The sequence below is a fragment of the Bacillus sp. FJAT-28004 genome (genome assembly GCF_001280845.1).
Classification (GTDB): Bacteria; Bacillota; Bacilli; order Paenibacillales; family Paenibacillaceae; genus Pristimantibacillus.
This window is the reverse complement of record NZ_LGHP01000001.1, coordinates 2798757-2819450: the sequence shown is the minus strand read 5'-3', so window position 1 is coordinate 2819450 and position 20694 is coordinate 2798757. Positions and strand designations below refer to the sequence as shown.

General features: G+C 45.4%; 14 protein-coding genes and 1 pseudogene. 11 read left to right on the top strand and 4 right to left on the bottom strand.

Features of this window, described 5'->3' with window-relative positions; all coding sequences use genetic code 11:
• Positions 1-111: 111 nt before the first annotated feature.
• The 5 genes from AC787_RS12285 to AC787_RS12265 all read left to right on the top strand — a co-directional run bounded on the left by AC787_RS12285 (position 112) and on the right by AC787_RS12265 (position 8670).
• A complete protein-coding gene (locus tag AC787_RS12285) occupies positions 112-1671 on the top strand; it encodes a response regulator (protein WP_054025051.1) in 1560 nt (519 codons plus the stop codon).
• The gene (locus tag AC787_RS12280; RefSeq protein WP_054025050.1) at positions 1646-3376 is read left to right on the top strand and encodes a sensor histidine kinase; all 1731 of its coding nucleotides are present in this window, start codon (positions 1646-1648) and stop codon (positions 3374-3376) included. The genes AC787_RS12285 and AC787_RS12280 overlap by 26 nt, the downstream gene beginning before the upstream one ends.
• 140 nt (positions 3377-3516) lie before the next feature.
• Complete coding sequence (locus tag AC787_RS12275; RefSeq protein ID WP_054025049.1) at positions 3517-5154, top strand: ABC transporter substrate-binding protein; 1638 nt, start codon at positions 3517-3519, stop codon at positions 5152-5154.
• Between the two features lie 218 nt (positions 5155-5372).
• A complete protein-coding gene (locus AC787_RS12270) occupies positions 5373-5588 on the top strand; it encodes a GH36 C-terminal domain-containing protein (RefSeq protein ID WP_161807535.1) in 216 nt (71 codons plus the stop codon).
• Entirely contained in the window at positions 5581-8670 is a 3090-nt protein-coding gene (locus AC787_RS12265; protein ID WP_054025047.1) for a discoidin domain-containing protein, read from the top strand. The genes AC787_RS12270 and AC787_RS12265 overlap by 8 nt, the downstream gene beginning before the upstream one ends.
• A gap of 114 nt (positions 8671-8784) precedes the next feature.
• On the opposite strand, the gene AC787_RS12260 is transcribed toward AC787_RS12265, so the two are convergent.
• A complete protein-coding gene (locus AC787_RS12260; RefSeq protein ID WP_054025046.1) occupies positions 8785-9672 on the bottom strand; it encodes an AraC family transcriptional regulator in 888 nt (295 codons plus the stop codon).
• A 119-nt stretch (positions 9673-9791) separates the two neighbouring features.
• On the opposite strand from AC787_RS12260, the gene AC787_RS12255 reads away from it, so the two are divergent.
• Positions 9792-13133, top strand: a complete 3342-nt coding sequence (locus AC787_RS12255) for a DUF5107 domain-containing protein (RefSeq protein ID WP_054025045.1) — start codon at positions 9792-9794, stop codon at positions 13131-13133.
• A 136-nt stretch (positions 13134-13269) separates the two neighbouring features.
• Here the strand turns inward: AC787_RS12255 and AC787_RS33250 are convergent.
• The 3 genes and pseudogenes from AC787_RS33250 to AC787_RS12245 form a co-directional block, all read right to left on the bottom strand.
• A pseudogene (locus tag AC787_RS33250) lies at positions 13270-13404 on the bottom strand (IS3 family transposase); the annotation flags it as partial.
• Between the two features lie 18 nt (positions 13405-13422).
• A complete protein-coding gene (locus AC787_RS12250) occupies positions 13423-14391 on the bottom strand; it encodes a metal-dependent hydrolase (RefSeq protein ID WP_054025044.1) in 969 nt (322 codons plus the stop codon).
• A 51-nt stretch (positions 14392-14442) separates the two neighbouring features.
• Complete coding sequence (locus AC787_RS12245; RefSeq protein WP_054025043.1) at positions 14443-15627, bottom strand: glycosyltransferase family 4 protein; 1185 nt, start codon at positions 15625-15627, stop codon at positions 14443-14445.
• Positions 15628-15916: 289 nt separating this feature from the next.
• Here AC787_RS12245 and AC787_RS12240 point away from each other — a divergent pair, with 289 nt between their 5' ends.
• From AC787_RS12240 to AC787_RS12215, 5 genes are all read left to right on the top strand, one after another.
• Positions 15917-16870, top strand: coding sequence for a D-2-hydroxyacid dehydrogenase (locus tag AC787_RS12240; RefSeq protein ID WP_054025042.1), 954 nt, complete (start codon positions 15917-15919; stop codon positions 16868-16870).
• 40 nt (positions 16871-16910) lie between these two features.
• The gene (locus AC787_RS12235; RefSeq protein ID WP_054025041.1) at positions 16911-17243 is read left to right on the top strand and encodes a cupin domain-containing protein; all 333 of its coding nucleotides are present in this window, start codon (positions 16911-16913) and stop codon (positions 17241-17243) included.
• On the top strand, positions 17243-18241 hold the full coding sequence (locus AC787_RS12230; protein ID WP_054025040.1) for a Gfo/Idh/MocA family protein: 999 nt from the start codon (positions 17243-17245) through the stop codon (positions 18239-18241). The genes AC787_RS12235 and AC787_RS12230 overlap by 1 nt, the downstream gene beginning before the upstream one ends.
• A 536-nt stretch (positions 18242-18777) precedes the next feature.
• Positions 18778-19569 (top strand): class I SAM-dependent methyltransferase, encoded by a 792-nt coding sequence (locus tag AC787_RS12220; RefSeq protein WP_054025039.1) that lies wholly within the window; start codon positions 18778-18780, stop codon positions 19567-19569.
• 330 nt (positions 19570-19899) lie between these two features.
• A partial coding sequence (locus tag AC787_RS12215) for a helix-turn-helix transcriptional regulator (protein ID WP_082360731.1) occupies positions 19900-20694 on the top strand: 795 nt, incomplete at its 3' end.

Below are 20694 nucleotides of genomic sequence, written 5' to 3'. Positions count from 1 at the left end.
AACATGCGGGAAAACGCCTATCATTGTGTAAAAAGAATGTGAAGCACTACTTCGAGAGATATGCCGGTGATATAATGGGAAATATTATTCGGATAATGGGAGAGATGCGGATTGTTGACTATTTTTCTAGTGGAGGACGAATTTATCGAGTTGGATCTGCTCCAGAACCACATCGATTGGGCTAGCATGAACATTAGAGTAGTTGGAGCCGCCAAAAACGGAAAGAAAGCTTGGGAGCAAATTCAGCAATTACAGCCGGATATCGTGCTTACTGATGTGAGAATGCCGATTATGGATGGACTGCAGCTGGCGACACTTATACAAGAACGTTTCAATTGGATGAAAATCATATTTTTAAGCGGGCACGATGAATTTATTTATGTAAAATCAGCCCTTCATGCAGGGGCCGTTGGTTATCTTTTGAAGCCGATTAATCAAGTCGAATTGAAGGATGTAATAGCTAAAGTTAAGGAAGAGGTGGAGAAAGTCCATTTACTGCGCCGTTCCAAGCAGATCCTGATTGAGAAACGTATTGAGGAACTTTACAAAGCTGCGAGCAACGATGGAAGCTTAGAGCAATCGTGGACAGAGCTCATCCTAATGGATCAGCAGTTTGTTAACGATCATTATGTAACCGCTTTAATTTGTATCGATAACTATTTTGCATATAAACAAAGTTCTACTGTGCGGTTGAAAGAGAAGAACGAGATACCAATGATCATCAGTTCGATGTTGAGCAGCTTTTCGTTGGAAGGAATCACCTTAAAGGCAGATGAACATGAATGGCTGCTCGCTGTCAAATTTAATCCTAGCATGGATTACGAGTTATTTTGGCAAGAACTATCCGACGCCATTAGGCGTGAATATGACTGGACGGTTACCATCGGGATTGCTGACACGGTAACTTTGCTGAAAAACGCGAACTCTATGTTCGAGGAAGCGGAGAAAGCGGTGGGGGAACGTTTTTATACCGGTCATGGGAACATTATTCATTCAGGGCAAGTTAAGATTGAGCGCGATGCTGCATTTAACTCCGAAGATGAGATGCTTCTGAGGCGATTAAATTTGTCCGATTTGTCGGCATTTCTAATTGGAATTGACCATTATTTCGATACGTTGGTCCGGATGCACGTAAAAAGGGAAAAAGTTTATGAAGTTTCGATGGATGTATTGAAAGGGATAGCCAACTTATGTACGAAAATCGATGATCAGGCAATCAAAGGGATCGGAGGTCTTCATGACTGGAACCGATCAATTCTGCAAGAAGATTCCATTCGAGGAATCAAAGATTTTATTCTGGGGTTGATGGATAAGATCCGACGTTATCTTGAGGATAAACAGCAGGATCGGCATATGCTGCTGGTGCAGGAAGTGGTCGATATAATTGACAGCGCTTACTTCGAACCTCTAACGATCGAACATCTCGCGGAGAAGGTGTACATCTCTCCCAATTATTTGAGAGCCTTATTCAAGGAGAAGAAGGGCTGTACCATTCATGAATATTTGACAAAGGTCCGTCTTACGAAAGCAGTGGAATTGTTGCGCGACAAATCATTAAAGATTCATGATGTGGCAAAAAAAGTGGGATTCGATAACTCGTCTTATTTCAGTTCGTTTTTTTATAAAACGCAAGGAGTCACTCCAAATGAATATCGCAAAAAATTTTTATAACATCTGCAAAAGAATTCGACTCAATATGATCAACAGACGTTTGCGAAGCAAGTTATTTATCGTGTATCTACTTGTTACGATACTGCCCATCGCTTTCTTGGTTTTCTATTCCTACCAGACGATTAAAGAACAGCTAACCCGGCAGGCGGTCGAGAACGTAGGAAATACGATTGATCAGATCAATAACAATATTGAAAATAAGCTCGACATCTACGCCCAGAATGCCACATTAATTTACTTGGACACTCAGCTCAGGAATTACTTGCTGAACCACTATGAAAAAAACGATATTTCGGTGCTTGACGCGTACGACTATATTAATCAAACGCTCAATAAGATTCTCGCGATGAATCCTAATCTGCTGTCGATTACGATTTATACAGATAATCAAACGCTTCATTCGGACGGACTTTTTGTAAAGCATATGGATGAGGTGCCAGCAAAGCTGGTCACGCAATCGCTGCATGCGGAAGGACATATTACCCACTTTTTCCCGGCAGATGGAGCTGTGAAGGATCGTGTGGTGACGCTTACGCGTTCACTGAACTATTTGAGTCTAAACTTTCCTTACGGCATTTTGACTATGGACATTTCGGAGAGGGAAATCTTCTCTCTCATCGAGAAAGAGAGCAATAACAAAGCGATTATTGTGGCGGATGAGAACGGAAATATTATTACGTCAGACCTCAAACATGCTAAGTTCCGAAACGCTGCCGAATTGTTAGCCCAAAAGAATGAAAACTCGATCGTCATTCAAAAATCGTTACACAACGGCTGGAATACGATTGTCATTCTGCCTTATGAGGAATTGCTGATGCAGGCTCGAGCAGCCTCCGGTAAAATGCTGACCATCTCGCTCGCATGCGTATTCGCTGCCATTGTCCTGATATACGGAACTAGTCAGTTAATGACGAAGCGCTTCGAAATACTGCTCCATCAAATTCGCAAGGTGGAACGCGGAACATTCGATTTAACATTCCCGCCGATGGGGAATGACGAAGTAGGCCAACTGTCTTTTGCTCTAAAGAAGATGGCGATAAAGATAGAAGATTTAATCAATGACGTGTACAAGAAAGAGGTTCTGAAGAATGAAGCGGAGATGAACAGTCTCCAAGCTCAAATAACGCCGCATTTTCTCTACAATACACTGGCTTCCATTTCGGCTTTAGCCATTAAACATAATAGTGGTCATGTGCATCGTATGGCAGATGATTTGGCAAGGTTTTACAGGATCTCCTTAAATAAAGGGAAAAAAACGATCACAATTGAACAAGAAATTAAGCTTACTGAGCACTATCTTTCCATACAGGAAACCAGATTCCAAGGCTTATTCCGGGTACATTATGCATTGGACCAGTCGCTATTTCAATTTACAACGTTGAAGTTAATCGTGCAGCCTTTTATTGAAAATTGCATTAATCATGCGATTTGGGATGATGACTGCGGGATTACGATTATCATTAAGCTCTTCTCAGAGGGAGAGGATTTGTTGTTATCCGTTATTGATGACGGTATGGGGATGCCTCGCGATGTTTATGAACGGATGCTGGAGAAGACGGATCAGCCCGCGGGTTACGGAATTTATAATGTGGACAAGCGAATTAAGCTGGCATACGGTGAGCGTTATGGCGTGGAGGTGTACAGCAGGCTTGGTATAGGCACTTCTGTGCAGATCCGAATTCCGAAGACGATTATGTATTTATGATAGTCGTTTTCCGTCATGTTTAATAACAAAGTTGTATAGAATCGAGACCGGTCTGGTGTCTACAATAAAGTCTAAGCAAAGCGGTTTCGACGATTGTTGAACTCATTTGCATCCTAATTTCAAGGAGGAACAGATCAGCTATGAGAAAAAAGGGGCATGTCCGATTTACGGGTCTGATTTTTTTATTGATGGCACTGCTTGCAGGCTGCAGCAGCAATGGGGAACCAACAAACGAGGGTAAAGCTAATACGCCTGCAGCAGAAGAAGAAGGTGAAGCCGAGGGAAACTCGCCGATCAAATTCACTTTTTTTGACCGTAATGTCGGTGATTCGTTTGATAATTTAGTAGCCAAAAAAATAAGCGAGAAGACTGGCGTTTCCTTGGAAATTCAACAGCCAACCGGCAATCCGGCCGAGAAATTAAATCTGATGCTGGCAAGCAACGATCTGCCTGACTTGATGGCGATTTCACGCGGCGATATTCTCGACAAATATATTGCGGCTGGGGCGCTAATCCCTCTCAACGATCTAATTGACCAATATGGACCGAACATTAAGAAAATGTATGGCGATATGCTGAACAAGACCCGGCACACGGACGGTAAGAACTATTACCTTGCCAACTGGTATGGGCTGGAGCAATATCCGGTTTTCGGATTTATGATGAGAATGGATGTAATGAGAGAGCTGGGAGCCGGGGATAAAGTGAACAATGGTGAGCCCTTCACCGTTGAAGAGTTTGTCGGACTGCTCAAAAGCTTCAAAGAGAAGTATCCGACAATTGACGGCAAACCTTCGATGGCCATGACATTTAATGGTGAGAACATGGGCGCGATTTCGGGCACGTTCAAAGGCATGTACGGTATTATGCCTTATTATGAAACGGGCAATGAACTGAAAAGCGACGTGAGAGATCCGAAGTATTTGGACATGATCAAATTTATGAATTCCTTGTATACTGAGGAGCTTATCGATCCGGAATGGGCAACGATAAAAACACAGCAATATGAACAAAAGATGGCATCGGGCAGCGTATTTGCGACAACGGATGCCTTTTGGAATCTGGGCAAGCCGAATACGATATTGAAGGAGGAAGCGGCGGATCAATCCAAAAAAGACGAAAGTCAATTTTATCCTTATAAAGTCGTTGCACCAGGCATCGATCCGCAGAAAACGACCTTTGGACCGAAAAACTCGCTCGGATGGGATGGCATCGGAATTACGACGAAAAATGCCGATCCGGTCCGTGCTATTAAATTCCTTGATTTCCTAGCTAGTGAGGAAGGTCAATATTTGATGATGTGGGGTATTGAAGGAACGCACTGGGATATGAAGGATGGCAAGCATGTTCCTAGGCCTGAAGTTCTGGAGGGTTTTAAAAAGGATTGGGCGGGTTATTCCACGGAAACTGGTATCCGGAAGTGGACCTGGACAGTCAAGAACGGTCCAGGGTCGGATGGAACGCCATATGACTTAATCGGTCGGTACGAGACGGACGCAGTAGCCGATCTTGCGATCAAGAACCTGGCAGATTCGTCGTATGACACGGCTCTTTATGACAACTTGGGTCCAAGCGGCGGCACTCCTGAAGCAATTATGCAAACGAAGGTCGGCGAGACGACTAATAAGTATTTCCCTAGGATGGTAATGGCGCCTTCCGAGGCGGAAGCAGTCAAACTATACGACACGATGATGAAGGAATTGGAAACGGCAGGACTTGCGAAGCTGGAGAAGATTTATACGGATAATTACAACAAGCGAAAAGAACTTTGGAATTAATATCATAGTATGATGTGACAGAATTGCCGATAATCGTTCAATCGTTCATGAAGACAAGCATCTATTTGAAATTCAAACCGTGCGGACATCTTATGTGTTCGGAGTGAACGAGAAAGGGATTCTCCAGCACTTGTATTGGGGAGAGACGATAGCGGCGCTTGATTGCGCCCATCGTCTCGGCTCTCAGTTCCACAGTTCATTTGATGCCGAAGTGGAACGTGAGTGCGAGGAATTTAACTTCTGGGGCGGAGCGAGAATCGATTTCGCTGCAGGGTCTTGCCGGCGGCATGGTATATGATGTGGAGGGACTGGTGAAAGATACTGTTCAGCTGCATGGAAGCACGTTAATGAACGCAGGTATTCCTCTTAATATGCGAGGCGATTTCGATAGTGTCATGATTCGAAATAAAATTCGGGAGGGAACACATGAATAAAATGGCGTTAAGAAAAGTGATTGCAATCTTATTAGTATTCGTTATGGGGGTTGTCATGCTGCCTTACGATAGTTTCGCTAAACCGCAAAAGTTGCAGATTGAACAGAAAAATGGGATCGTGAAAGCCTCGAACGGCCAGTATACGCTCACTTATAATCTATCGACCGGACAAGGGAACGTCACCTGGGGCGATCGAATGGTTCTGCAAAACTTTCATTCCAATTATAAGCTTGCCGGTAATGATACGAGATTTCGTTCAACCGACCCTGCGGTTCGGACAGCCGAATGGAGTAATATCGGGGACGACGGCTACGGACATAACGGTGTGAAATTGACGATTAATAACGAATTGAATGCTGGCTCCGCGATCGTGACGCAGTTCTATCTCTATTCGGATAAATCCTATTTTTTGACCGATATGCGTGTAGTCAGTCCGGCTTCCCAAGCCGTGGAAGTGATTGAACCGGTTTCGTCCTCCTTTCTTGATATCGGATCAGGCACGGACAAACGCATCTTCACCACTCCTTATTCGAATAACTTTGATTTCGGGGTAGCGCCTGTCAATGATTTTGGCAACAGTCAGAACGGCGCCGACCGGTTCGAAGGCGAGCAGTTGAAATGGGAGCCATTTAACGGCATCAGCCACTGGGTTGCGGCCATGTTCGACAATACGTCCAAGCAAGGCTTCGTGGCCGGCGCTGCAACCGTGAAAAATTGGAAGAGCAGCCAGAAGCTCGGGGAAGCGGAACAGGCAAATGGACCATTAACCTCGTTCAGCCTTTATAATTGGGGCGGCACGCAAAGCGGGGAGACAGTCTCATCTGATCGCTTCTTCATCGGATATTACGGAGATTATCAGGCCGGCCTTGAGGAATACGGCAGCGTGTACAACATCGGGGAGCCTCGCTTGGAATGGGACGGCGAGGTGCCTATGGGCTACAACACGTATTACTCGCATTACAACTATGCGACGGCCGAAGCGATGTATCCGCTAGTCGATTATATGGCTGAGCATCTTAAACCGCTCGGTTACGAGTATTTTAACTTGGATGGAGGTTTCCAGCCGGTCTCGGATCTGCCTTTCGAAGAGGGGATGCAGGCCTTTGCGGATTACGTTCATGGGAAAGGCTTGAAGGTCGGCGGCTATCAAACGCCGTTCACGATCTATGATGCCTGGCTCGATCTGCCTATTCCGGGGACGGAATATAACCATAGGGATATTTCACTAAAGGATGAGAACGGGCAGCTGATCAGAACGTATTTGGGTACCTATGCGATGGATATTACCCATCCAGCGGCGCAAGTGGCGCTGCGCAGCGCCATACAGAAATATATCGATTGGGGCTTCGACTACCTTAAGCTCGATTTTATTGACATGGGCATGTACGACGGGCTGAGATACGACCCGGCGGTAAACGGCGTTCAAGCTTATCGAATCGGCATGGGGATTATCCGGGATGCGGTTCTTGCGGCCGATCGCCCGATCTATATTAATGAATCGATTGCGCCTCTGCTGCCTGCAGCGTTTGCTCACGGCAGAAGATCGGCATGCGATACGACGATAGGAGTAGATGGTTATTCCGGCATCGAACGGCAGGCTTTCAACACAGCCGCTTCGTGGTGGACGAACGGTACGCTGTATGAATACAATGATGCCGACATGATTATTCCGGAAAATTTTTCTCAAGGTTTCTGGTACAAATACAGTCAAAGTGAAGGCAAGCTGCTGGCAACGACTGTTGCGCTGGGCGGGGGACATTGGCTTGCAGGCGATAACTTCCCATTCCTGTCAGAGGAAAGGATGAGCATCCTTGAGAATAAGAACCTGCTGGAGCTCGTTCGGAAGGGCAAAGCCGCCAAGCCTTTAGACATGCCGAATGTGTATCATAAAGGGGAACATTCCCCGTCGGTTGTTTATATAACTGATGACGGCGGCGATGTCATTGTCGGCCTGTCTAATTGGAACGCCAAGGAAGAGAAGCAAATTACGGTCAACCTCTCCGAACTTGGATTAAACCCGAATGCCAAGCATACGTTAACGGAGCTTTACTCCGGGAAGGTGCTGGGCAAAGTATCCGGAAAGTTTACGCACACGCTCCAGAAGAATGGTACGGCCATTATTCGAGTATCAAAAGGCGGATCAGGCAAAGACAAAGGAGACGCTTTGGTCAATCTTGCCCTCGGCAAACAAGCTGGAGTATCCTCGACCTGGAGCGATACGGGATATGAAGCGGACAAATTGACGGACGGCCTTTCATCCACGAGATGGAGCGCGGCCGAAGGGCAGCTGAACGATCAATGGGCTGAAATCGATTTTGCCAAAAAGACATCCGTCAACAGAGTTGTCATTAAAGAGCATAAAGGCTCTAGTTTCCAGATCGCCAATTATGCGCTTCAGTACTGGGATGGTACGAAGTACGTTGACATCACAAAAGGGTTTACGGTTGGTGACAATAAAGTCATTAATTTTGAAACCGTGTCAACATCAAAAATAAGATTGTTCATGAAGACGAATTATATTATCCCGTCTATTGAAGAGATTGAAGCCTATTATGTCGAGGGGAATAGCGGTCCAATTATTGACCAGGACAACAGCAATTCGGATTACTCGAGCTATTCGGACATTCGAGCCAAGGTACAAAGGATGCAGGTGTTCAAGCTGAACGACAGCACCCTGCCGAAGATCGATCTGTATATTTATGAGAGCTATGTAAATACCGTACCGGCGGACGCTTATTACTTCGATATCGTCATGCTGGATGAGCAGGACAACCCGCAGGAGACGATCTTCTCCGCGTCGCTCCCGGCCTATAATATCCCGGGGAGCGTGAGTCCATATTCCATCTATCCGAAGCTGAAGAATTTGGATACAAGCAAGAAATACGGCTTTATCTTGAAATCGCCGAAATCGGTTATGACCGAATCTACGAATAATAACTACGGGTTTGCCTATAACGATACAAATTCTTATCCGGACGGGTATGAGCGGATCTCACTGGACGGCGGCGAGACATGGACTACGGAAAATAACGGAGAGCGCGATTTGATTTTTACCATTTATTCAAGCGGTGAGGGCGAATAGCTCTCACGGTACAAGGGGCGATCGATAGTGATATCGGTCGCCTTGGAGCATCGTGAACCTGAAAATGTGAACATCGAAGCCCCGATGATGCTATCATCGGGGCTTGTTAGTTTATTACCCTTTCAAATGGTCGCGATAAGCAGCTGGAGATACTCCAATCATTTTTTTAAACAATCGAGAGAAGTAATAAGGATCATTAATACCTAGAGACAGGCTGATTTGTTTGACGCTGCTATCTGTTAAATCAAGCAATTCTCCAGCACGCTGCATTTTTAATCGTAAATAATAGTCAATTGGCGGACAACCTGTTGACTTTCTAAACAGATGATTGAGATGCTGCTTCGATATGCGTGTATACGCAACAAGGTCCTCAAGTGTCAGATTAGATTCAATCTTTTCCTTCATATATCGAATGGCGTTTTCGATGAAATCATCTGCGTTTCCATCTTGTTTTCTTCTTGGAATTAGTCCTATGAAGCTGAGTAAGTATCGGATTGTATAAGAGACATGAATATGATGCGGGAGCGAGTATGCTTTGGCGGACAACAAATCATAGCATTGGTGAAAGAATTCCAACAAAGTCTCAGCTTCGCTTAACGATAATTGAAGTGATCCTGTTTCGAGCCCAACGTTTTTAATGAGCATCTCGGTTTGACTCCCTTTAAGATGAAACCAGTAAATGCTCCAAGGATTTGTTTCTTCTGCGCCATAAGAATGCGGTTCGTTAGCAGGAATGAACACGAGCGTCTGCTTCGATACACGGATCTTCTGGTCAGAACCGATCTTAATCCATCCCTCGCCGCTTGCACAGTAAATTATAATATGGGAGTCACATCCAACAGGTCGTTTGCGATAATGGTGTTCGGCGCGAGGGAAGTATCCGATATCAGTAATGTAGGTTTCTCTAACTATAAGATGAGATTCCATTTCATTAAGCTGGTAACGGGGCAATACGATTATTTTCTCTGCATCGAAACCTGTTGCTTTCTTCAACAGCTTCATCACTTCCTATAATAAGAATATAATCCATCATCATCAGTCTTTTGTGAATGGTATGCACTCCCTGACTACTGTAAGGTATACGTATAGCATAACTCAAATGATGATGAGGAGTGAATACATTGGCAGCATTTACTGAACGTTCACGGGTATGGGAGGAAGTTGTACAAATTCCCACTTACGCGGTTGGCAAACCAGATAAAAATCCGATGTTTCTGGAAAGGCGTGTCTATCAAGGAAGCTCAGGCAGAGTGTATCCGCATGCGGTAATTGATAAGATTGAAGACGAAAAGCTACCTAAAGCATACAAAATGGCCATCCTTGAAAATAAATATTTACGTATTGAGATTATGCCGGAAATCGGGGGGAGAATTTATCGGGCAGTAGATAAAACAAATAATTATGATTTCGTGTATTACAATCGTGTGATTAAGCCGGCTCTTGTCGGTTTGGCAGGACCATGGATTTCAGGCGGCATCGAGTTCAACTGGCCGCAGCATCATCGTCCAAATACCTTTGGCCCAGTTGAATACCGTCTAGAGGAAAATGATGATGGCAGCGCAACCGTGTGGGTAAGCGAGATCGATCGTATGTACGGAACAAAAGTAACGGCCGGTTTTACCTTACATCCTGACAAGGCGTACTTGGAAATTCATGCGCAGCTCTATAATCGAACTTCAGAGCCGCAAACATTTCTATGGTGGGCGAACCCTGCGGTGGCCGTTAATGACCACACACAATCGGTATTTCCTCCCGATGTCAATGCAGTATTTGATCACGGCAAGCGTGATGTATCGAAGTTTCCAATTGCAACCGGCACCTATTATAAAATGGATTATTCTGAGGGCGTTGACATTTCTCGTTACAAAAACATTCCGGTTCCAACCTCCTATATGGCATATAAATCTGACTATAACTTTGTCGGCGGATATGATCACTCGGTTCAAGCGGGTTTGCTGCATGTTGCCAATCATCATATCTCTCCAGGAAAAAAGCAATGGACCTGGGGAAATGGCGAGTTCGGGCAAGCATGGGATCGCAGCTTAACCGATGAGGACGGTCCGTATATTGAGCTAATGACAGGTGTATACACGGATAATCAGCCAGATTTCACATGGCTGCAGCCCTATGAGGAGAAGTCTTTTAAGCAATATTTCATGCCTTATAAAAATATTGGAGTCGTCAAAAATGCTTCAATCGATGCAGCAGTTAATCTAGAGGTTAATTCTTATGAAAAGAATGTGACCATACAAGTCTACGCGACCTCGGACTTCGAGGCAGCGTTAATAGAGTTGAAAAGCAAGGGCAGGGTATATGTGCAAGAAACGGCAGACCTAAGTCCGAACGGAACGTTTACTTCCATAGTTCCATTGTATGAGGATGATCAGGCTCATGATTTATTGCTTACCGTAAAGGATGCTTCTGGTCGTGTACTAGTCAGCTATCAGCCCAAGAAACCACAAATTGAAGAAATTCCGGATGCAGCTAAGCCGATGCCAGAGCCGCAGGAGTTGAAAACTAACGAGCAGCTATATTTGGCTGGCCTGCATCTGGAGCAATATCGGCATGCCACTTTTGAACCGGAAGCCTATTACCTGGAAGGTTTGCAACGGGATGAGAATGATATACGGATAAATGTGGCTTACGGAACGCTGCTGCTGCGCAGAGGCCTGTTTCGAGAAAGCGAAGGATATTTCCGGAAAGCAATTAGCAGCTTAACTTGGCGAAATCCTAACCCTTATGACAGCGAAGCCTATTATCAGCTGGGCGTATCGCTTAAGCATCAAGATCGCTTAGATGAGGCATTCGCAGCATTTTATAAATCAGTATGGTCGGCAGCTTGGCAGGACAGCGGTTATTTCTCATTAGCTCAAATCGCTTCAGAGAAAGGCGCTTATGTTGAAGGGCTTGAGCTTGTTGAGCGTTCCTTGATTCGCAATGCACGCAACTACAAAGCACGCGATTTAAAAGCCGCTTTGCTTCGCAGGTTGGGAAGATTGGAAGCAGCTAAGAAATATGCAAAAGAAACGCTTACGCTGGACATCGCTGATTTTGGGGCGTATAACGAACTTTACTTAGTCTATATGTTGGAAAATGACCATGATCGTGCGAATAAAATACGCGGAGATATGGATGTCCTCATGCGCAAGGATTCACATAACCATTTGGCGCTTGCCTCTGATTATGCTGGAGCAGGACTATATAACGAAGCGATACGGGTTTTACACTGTATTGCACCGGATGATCAGTCAGACGCTTACCCAATGATTCATTATGCTCTGGCTTACTGTTATGCAAAAGATGGTCAGACGGGCTTGTCGGATTGTCATCTTCATGCGGGCAGCACATCGATGCCAGACTACTGCTTCCCTAACCATTTATTTGATCTTACGATACTTCGATTTGTTATTGAGATGCGTCCGAATGATTCCAAGGCTCATTACTTTTTAGGCAATTTATATTACGACAAGAAACGGCATCTTGATGCCGTGGCGCATTGGGAAACGTCAATTGAACTTGATCCTTCCTTCTCGACCGCACATCGCAATTTGGCTCTGGCCAGCTTTAATAAAATAAATGATGCTGATAAAGCACAGAAGTCATTAGAGACAGCTTTTGCATGCGATACTTCGGATGCACGTGTCTTCTATGAGTTGGATCAACAGTATAAAAAAATTGATATCGAACCAGCGCAAAGGTTGGATGCCCTTGAGCGTCACATCGCTTTAGTTCAAGAACGTGATGATTTGTATTTGGAATATGTAACCCTTCACAATACGCTTGGTCTTCATGAACAAGCCATTAATCTGCTCGAATCCCGTCAATTCCATCCTTGGGAAGGTGGCGAAGGTAAGACCCTAGGGCAATATGTTCTGGCATGCGTAGAACTTGCAAAGAAGGGGTTAGTCGAGAAACGTTATTTAGATGCTGTGAACCTGCTTAAGAAAGCGCTAAACAATCCGGAAAATCTCGGAGAAGCGAAGCTGGCGGGAGCGCAAGAGAATAATGTATATTACTTTCTGGGCTGTGCACTAGAAGGACTTGGTCAGGAGACTGAAGCCAAAGAAGCCTTCAAAATGGCTTCACAAGGTCTCGAGGAACCTGCGAGCGCGATGTTCTATAACGATCAACCGCCTGAAATGATTTTTTATCAAGGCTTGGCATGGCTCAAACTACAAAATGACAAAGAAGCAAAACGCAGGTTTAACAAGATGATCGACTTCGCGGAAAAACATCTGTTTGATGATGTCAAAATTGACTACTTTGCCGTATCGCTTCCTGATTTTCTCGTATTCGAGGAGGATTTGAACAAGCGTAATGTTATCCATTGTCGTTTTATGATGGGCCTAGGTTTCCTTGGTTTGGACCGAAAGCAGGATGCAGTTGATCAATTCGATCAAGTGATTAAGATGGAACGTAATCATCAAGGCGCTATCATTCATAAACTTTATTGTTCGATTTAGTTAAAAATGGTGTCCATTGAAATAAACGAAGTGCACTGAATGCGGCAAGTCGAACAGGCTGACTCGGCGTTTAGAATAACACTCAATGTTGAGCAGGCGCTGCGTGAAGTGACCCCTTAAAGTTAGACATATTTTTTTAGGCAAGCTGTTGGGCATGGGCTCGGTATTGTACCGGGCTCATGCCTTTTAATTTTGACTTGATTCGTTTGTGATTGTAGTACTCAATGTACTGGGCTAGTTCTTGCTTGAAGTGGTCAACACTTTCAAATTCGCTCAGCCTTATCGATTATCAGGCAAAAGGCGGCTCCCACATCTTTTTCCTCCACCCGATCGTGTCCCCGGTCACCTGCAGCCGTTCATCTAACGTTACATCCATGCCGAAGGGGAGATTATGGCCATGTCGAAAACGGATGTCGCGCAGCTCGACCCTATATCCGTTCTGAAGTTTCTGACAGGAGACATGAACACGATGCGTGAATAGGAGAAACGTGCGCACTCCGTCGCTGCCCATCGCCGCCTGAATCACATCGTTCTGTTCCCCTTTTTCGAAGATGACTTCTTCCTCCAGATTCAATCCGCAAATCGAGCCGGTGATATAGGCCTCCCCGGTTTCATGGACGTATTTCCACTTGAAGGGGAGTCCTTGCGGAATTAGGAAGGAATAACCGGCAATTCCGTATCGCCTGCGGACGTGATGCAGCATGATGTGGCCGATCAGGATACGGCATCCGAGAAAGAGAAAGGTTAAAGCATAGATGAGCGGGAAAATAGCTGCTACCCCGAAGACGCCGAACAGCCATAACAGCAGCCCCGCAGCATGTAGAACGAACAGAATCGGATCGAAGATTGGGACGGTATTTGCGTGGAACCATTTACGTGAAACCGGTCTGAAACATTGCACGCCGTATGCATTAAAAAAATCGAGGAAGACGTGGAACACGACCCCGGCCATCGTCCATAGAAATATCGGGATCAGATAGGCCCAGGCGTGAAAGGCGAGGGCGATCAAGGGGGCGAGGACGACTGGCCACCCCGCAAGCATAAGCAGCGAATGACTGAAGCCCCTATGATGCTGCAAGTAAGACTTATACCCGCGAATACGTATGACAGCATCGAAATCAGGGGCGTTCGACCCAATGATTGTCGCCGCGCATAATCCGTAAACGACGGTCGAATGACTGAAGAGAGCGGGATCGGCAAGAGAAATCGCCAGTCCGCCCAAAGTGGCGCCAATAAGAAGATGAGTTCCGGTATCCATATCCCTGTACCTCCTATTGAAGTTCAGATGTGAACATACCCCGTTCTATCTTCAAGCAGTCTCGCCTTCTTCCCGCATGCCGGCCATCGTTTGACTTGCGGCGGCCAGCTGATTATGCTCCGTTTCTGCGATCTGCAGGCAGCGTGTATAAATTTGCTCCATCGCGAGATCCCATGTGCGCGTGAGCGCAAAAGCTCTTGCCTGTAACCCGAACTCCTGCCATCTGTCCGGATGGTCAATCCAATCGGTCAAGGCCGCAAGAAAGCTCTCTGAATTTCTCGCCTGTACATGCATCCCGGTCTTCCCATGTTGAACAATCTCAGTCACGCCTCCGCTATCGGCGACAATAGCGGGAACCCCGGACGCCGCAGCCTCCAACACGACGTTACCAAATGTTTCGGTCGAAGAGGGGAACACGAACAGATCCGAGGAGGCGTAAAATTCTGCTAACTCTTCTCCGCTTTGATAGCCGGCGAACGTTGCATTCTGAGGAGCCTCCAGCTTGGCCTGCTCCATCATTGGGCCGTCGCCGACGATGAGCCAGTGGACTTGCCCGCGCATCTCTTCAGGCAGCCGCTGCATCAGTTGGAGCAGGATATCCAAATCTTTTTCCGGCGCCAGACGGCCAACAAACAGGAGCAGATACCGCTCCTTGATCCCGTAAATCTCGCGAATACGGTCCGATCGTTTCTCAGGCGTGAACAAATCGCAGTCCACCCCCCGGGTCCACAAAGCAAGATTGCGCAGCCCTTTGTCTTCCAGTCGGTTGATCGTCTCCAGCGAAGGAGCGAATATGGCGCGGCAGGAACGGTGGAACCATTTGATATACGGCCAATAACAAGCCCGGGCGAACGGAAAGCGATAGGAGTCCAGATAATTGTCGAAATGGGTATGGTAAGAGGCGATTACAGGAATGTGCAGCTTCTGGGCTGCAGATAGACCGGCGAGTCCGACATTGAAGGGGGTCGCGATATGGACAAGATCAGGTTTGAACCGGGAAAGCTGATGCCGAATACGCAGCAAATTGGGAATGGCAAACCGATGTTCCGGATAGAGCAGGAGAGGAATACTGGCGAGCCTGCACACCTCATCTTCATAAGATGGGTCCGGTTCGGTAGGCACAAACAGCATGCATTCAACACCATGGTCGGACAAATAATCGGTCCATCGCTTCAAAGTAAGAGCAACACCATTGATCTGCGGGACAAATGTGTCTGAAAACACGGCAATTCGCATATGATCACTCCTCTTCCAGGATGATATCCTAACAGTAGTGCATGATTATTATCTCTGATGCACATTTGCGTAAAGAAATCATGAATTTACGATCTTGTCCTGTGATTGGTAAGAGTAAGAGTTAACAATGACTTTGTGCATAAAAAATGGAGCTACTTCATACGTGGCTCCATTTTATGTTTTCACTTAATCCATAAGTTAGTGTACTTAAGAAAAGCTCTTTCTTACCGGGCGGCGATTCTTTATACTATAGAAAAATCCATTGTTTAGGAAAGAAGAGGAAAGCCATATGCCTAAGATCGTATTCTTGTTTCCACTGTCCCAGAAACAGCTTGATCAGATTTATACGGTTATTCCCCCGGAATGGAAAGTGACTCATGGCGATAAAGAGCAGTGGGCTCCTCATCTGAAGGAAGCCGAAATTATTGTCGGCTGGAACAAGACGGCCGCGGAGCAATGTTTGAATCCGAATACGAAATTAAGATGGATACAGAATTGGGGGGCAGGTGTGGACGGATTTCCGCTTGCCGAGATGGCAGCCCAAGGGATCGTATTGACAAATGCCAGTGGCGTACACGCCTTTCCGATTTCCGAAACGATCTTGGCGATGATGCTTGCTTTTTCCCGAAAACTTCATCTTTCGATCCGCCATCAAATCCAAAATACCTGGAAATCGACGGGAGAGTTGAACGAAATTCACGGCCGAACGATGGGCGTGATTGGAGTCGGGGAGATCGGAGAGGAAACGGCCAGATTGGGCAAAGCATTCGGTATGAAGGTACTTGGGGTAAGACGATCTGGGGAGCCTTCACAATATGTGGATCAAATGTTTGATAATCTCGGACTCGATGAGGTGCTCCGGCTAAGCGATTACATCATCGTTACACTCCCGTTGACTCCGGAGACGTATCGTTTATTTGGACGCAGGGAATTTGCTCTCATGAAAACTTCCGCACACTTTATTAATATCGGCAGGGGCGGAACGACGGATACGGATGCTTTGCTTGAAGCGCTGCGTGAGGGCAAGATCGCCGGTGCAGGCTTGGATGTATTCGAGCAAGAGCCTTTGCCCGAGACGAGTCCGTTGTGGCAGATGGACAATGTCATTATCACGCCGCATAATTCGGGCTCAACGTTGTATTATGATGATAGGGCTATGGAAATTTTTATGACAAACTTAAAGTCATACCTTCATAACGGTAAACCGTCCTACAATCTAGTGGATTTTGATAAGCATTATTAAATAGAAACTTATACATTCTCTTATGGAGAGGTGCAAACTTATGCCAGTCATTCGTGTAGACAAGCAGGAGTTGGAATTGTTTCCAAAATGGAGCGAGGTTAACCATTACGGGATTAACCATTTGCAGGTGGGACAGGAAGTACCTCTGCATTATCACGAATGTAACGAATATTGGATTATCGTGAGCGGAAGAGGAATTTGTACAACCGAAGGCGATACCTATGAAATCGGTCCTGGAGATATCGTACTGACGGAACAAGGACAGGAACACTCTCTTGTCGTAACCGAGGAAATGACAGCGGTCTATATCTACGGCGTCCTGCCTCCGGGCGCTAAGATCGGATATTTATATCGCAATAAGGAGGAAAAGTAATGAGCTTGAAGATTATTCAAGTCGGTCTAGGCATGCATGGACGAGGCGTTGCCAGCAGCTTTGTCGTTCCCTCCCCTGATTTTGAATACGCCGGCTTAGTTGATTTAAATGACGAGGTTTTGGAAGGATTTGCTGAAGAGCATTCTCTCTCCAAACAAATCCTGTACACGGATTATAAGAAGGCCTTCCGTGAACTGGATGCCGATGCCGTATTTATCTCCGCGACCTCGCCGGTCCATTACCAGATCGCTAAGGAAGCGTTGGAACAGAACCTTCATGTTCTGATCGAGAAGCCTTTCGTGCAGACGATGGAAGATGCCCGGGAACTTGTTAAGTTGGCGGCTGAACGACACCGGAGCTTGATGATCAGCCAAAACTATCGTTATCTGCCAAGCGTGGTCACATTGAAACAGACGATCCAAAATTGCGGTTTAGGAAACATACAGTTCGTTCAGTCACAATTCTTCTACGATCATGACGGAAAAGGCTATCAACGTGAGATGGATAATTATATTCTTCTGGAGATGTCCGTCCATCATATCGATATGATGCGCTTCTTGCTAGGCAGCAATATTACGAGTGTATGGGGAAAAACCTGGAACTACCTTGATAGCGGTTACAAAGGTGATCCTAACGTGAATGCGGTCTACCAGACCGAGAGCGGGATAAACGTATTCTATCTCGGCAGCCTGTTAGCCAAAGGAATCCCGGTGCCTTGGGAAGGCGTGTGGAGAATCCAGTTCGAGCAAGGGTCCGTCTATATGGATGATATGGGCGAGGGATACGGCATATATGTCGTTAGCGCCAAGCAGACCAAAACCCGTATTCCATTTATCGTTCCGGAGAAGGAAAGCATTCATGGCGTACTTGCCGAATTCGCCCAATCGATCAGAGAAGAACGAGAGCCGGCTATTTCGGGCCGCGACAACTTGAACACCATGGAAGCGCTGCTCGCTACCAGTGAATCATCCGCCAAGGGAATCGAGATTAAGTTATAAACGAACATCTTATTGAAAGAAGCAGCCCTGGGCTGCTTCTTTTTTTTGTGTAGTTTCATATCACCAAGCGCTTCGTTTTTTTGCTCCATATTTTAAGATCTGCATGCCGTGGTAGCTCTAGAAAATTTGATGAAGAACTATGCAGGTACAATCATTTATATATCTCACGATTTCCGTTTGGTGGAGAACGTAGCTGATATGGTATTTGAAATTGATGATGAAAAAATCATTCGCAGTTGAATGTCGTTAAGCGTTAAGCTAACTGGCAGGATAAAAGAGAAGTTTAACTTTACGTTAAAGGAGGTTTACGACGGTACGATGATAATGATTGGCTTCGTTCAAAATCTAAACGATAAGAAGTGGCTCCGTGCAAACGCATAAGAAGTGAGGGCATAATTCAGGAAGTAGAAAATATTTGGATGATCGTCCGGTGCGACTTTTTGTGTAAAATTTATTTTCTAGTTGATTATTAAACATTCAAAAGGTTCCGACCTTGCTATAATCTTATTAACAAATTATTGAAGGTGGGTACCTAAATGGATAATGTAAAAGGAATATGGAATGAATGGTCCGAAACATGGTATCAAAGGTATAGAACAGATAAGGCAATAGCAAAAATAATACAAACCCCTGAATCGGCATTTCATCGTACAACATATTCAATGATTAATAAGGCCTTGCCGAATTTGAATGGAAAGAAAGTATGTGTTCCTTCAAGTGGAGATAACCATGCAGTCTTCGCTTTTCACTTAATGGGGGCAAGCGTCACATCGTGCGACATATCGGAAAGACAAATAGAAAACAGTTCGAACTTGGCTCGAAAAAATGGATGGGACATAGAATTTATATGCGATGATACAATGCAACTAAGTAACATTAAAAGTGATGAATATGATTTTGTATATACATCGAATGGAGTCCATGTATGGATTAATGATTTAAACTCCATGTACAACAATATAAGAAGAATTCTTAAAAGAAATGGTGCGTACATCATGTTTGATATTCATCCATTTAGTCGCCCTTTTGCTATAGAAAAAGAGAATATAACTGTAGTAAAGCCATATGACTCAATTGGACCTTTTCTTATAGATGAGGTTCCAAGACTTCATTGGCGTATACAGGATATAGCGAATTCTATTATTTCATCAGGTCTATGTGTTAAGCGTATCGAAGAAATGTATGCAGAGGATGGCTCATTTTGGATCGATGAGTCAAAAGATGAAGGGAAATCGCTCTCAAAACAAGAACTAGATGATTTGTGTAACTGGAAATTAAATCCTATAGCAGCCCTTCCTCAATGGTTTTCGATACATGCAGTTAAGTAAACCGGTTCAGGTAACTCATTATGAGCAGGTGCTGCGGTGGCCTGCTCATTGTATTAAGCTAACGGGCAGGTTAATGGAAATGATTTGTAGAAAAAACCTATAAATGAAAGCGACAAAAGTAGTGTGGGTCGGGTGGATTCCAGATCTCGCATATGCTGCGGGATCATCTGGCTACCCTCTCTGGCGATTTTCAATCTGGACAATTCTACCGGCAGTTGAATAATGCGGATGTGACAATTCAACCAACGCTTGATAGAATCACGTTTGCGGAAATGCTATGCTGTTTTCGACGGTGCGCACTGTACATTTTGTTTTTTCGGAGGTAATAGGATGCTCGACTTACGTAAAATTGGAGCTTATATTTCGAAGCTTCGCAAAGACCAGGATCTGACCCAATTGGAACTTGCAGATCAACTGAATGTAAGTCATCAAGCGGTATCGAAATGGGAACGGGGCGACTCGCTACCGGATATCGGAACGCTTCCGCAGCTTGCGAGGTTATTCGGCAAAACGGTAGACGACATTATTAATGCAGGAGAAAACGCAGAAAATCGGGAGCACCAGCACCTAGGAACGATCGTTGAGGAGATCGCAGAGAACAGGCCAGAACAAGTTGCAGAGATGGTCAATACCGGAGAGGTGGAGGTGGAAGAGCTTGTAGAAGTAGCGCCGTTTGTAAAGGCAAGCGTTCTGCATAAGGTTACTGAACGATTAGACAGCAACGTCTTTAARTTAGACGTGATCATGAGGCTGGCTCCGTTCCTTGGAACAGATACATTGRATGAACTGGTTCGTCAGGCAGAAGAGGGCGAGATTGTGTGGAATGTCATTACCGGACTCGCTCCGTTCGTCAGCAGTGACACATTAAACCGACTGGTAGATAAATCGATTGACGGTTCCTTAGAAGTGCACAATCTTGTTGGAATTGCGCCGTTTCTTGGAAGAGARCATGTAGATCGRTTGGTACAACAAGCAGAAGAGGGCAGCTTGAGCTGGCATTCCGTTCAAGGGCTGGCACCCTTTATTAGCAGAGAGACATTAAGTCGTTTGGTAGACCGGGTTGTAGACGGCACCATCGATGCGAACCGGATCATAAGCCTCGCACCTTTTCTGGACAGGGAAAAT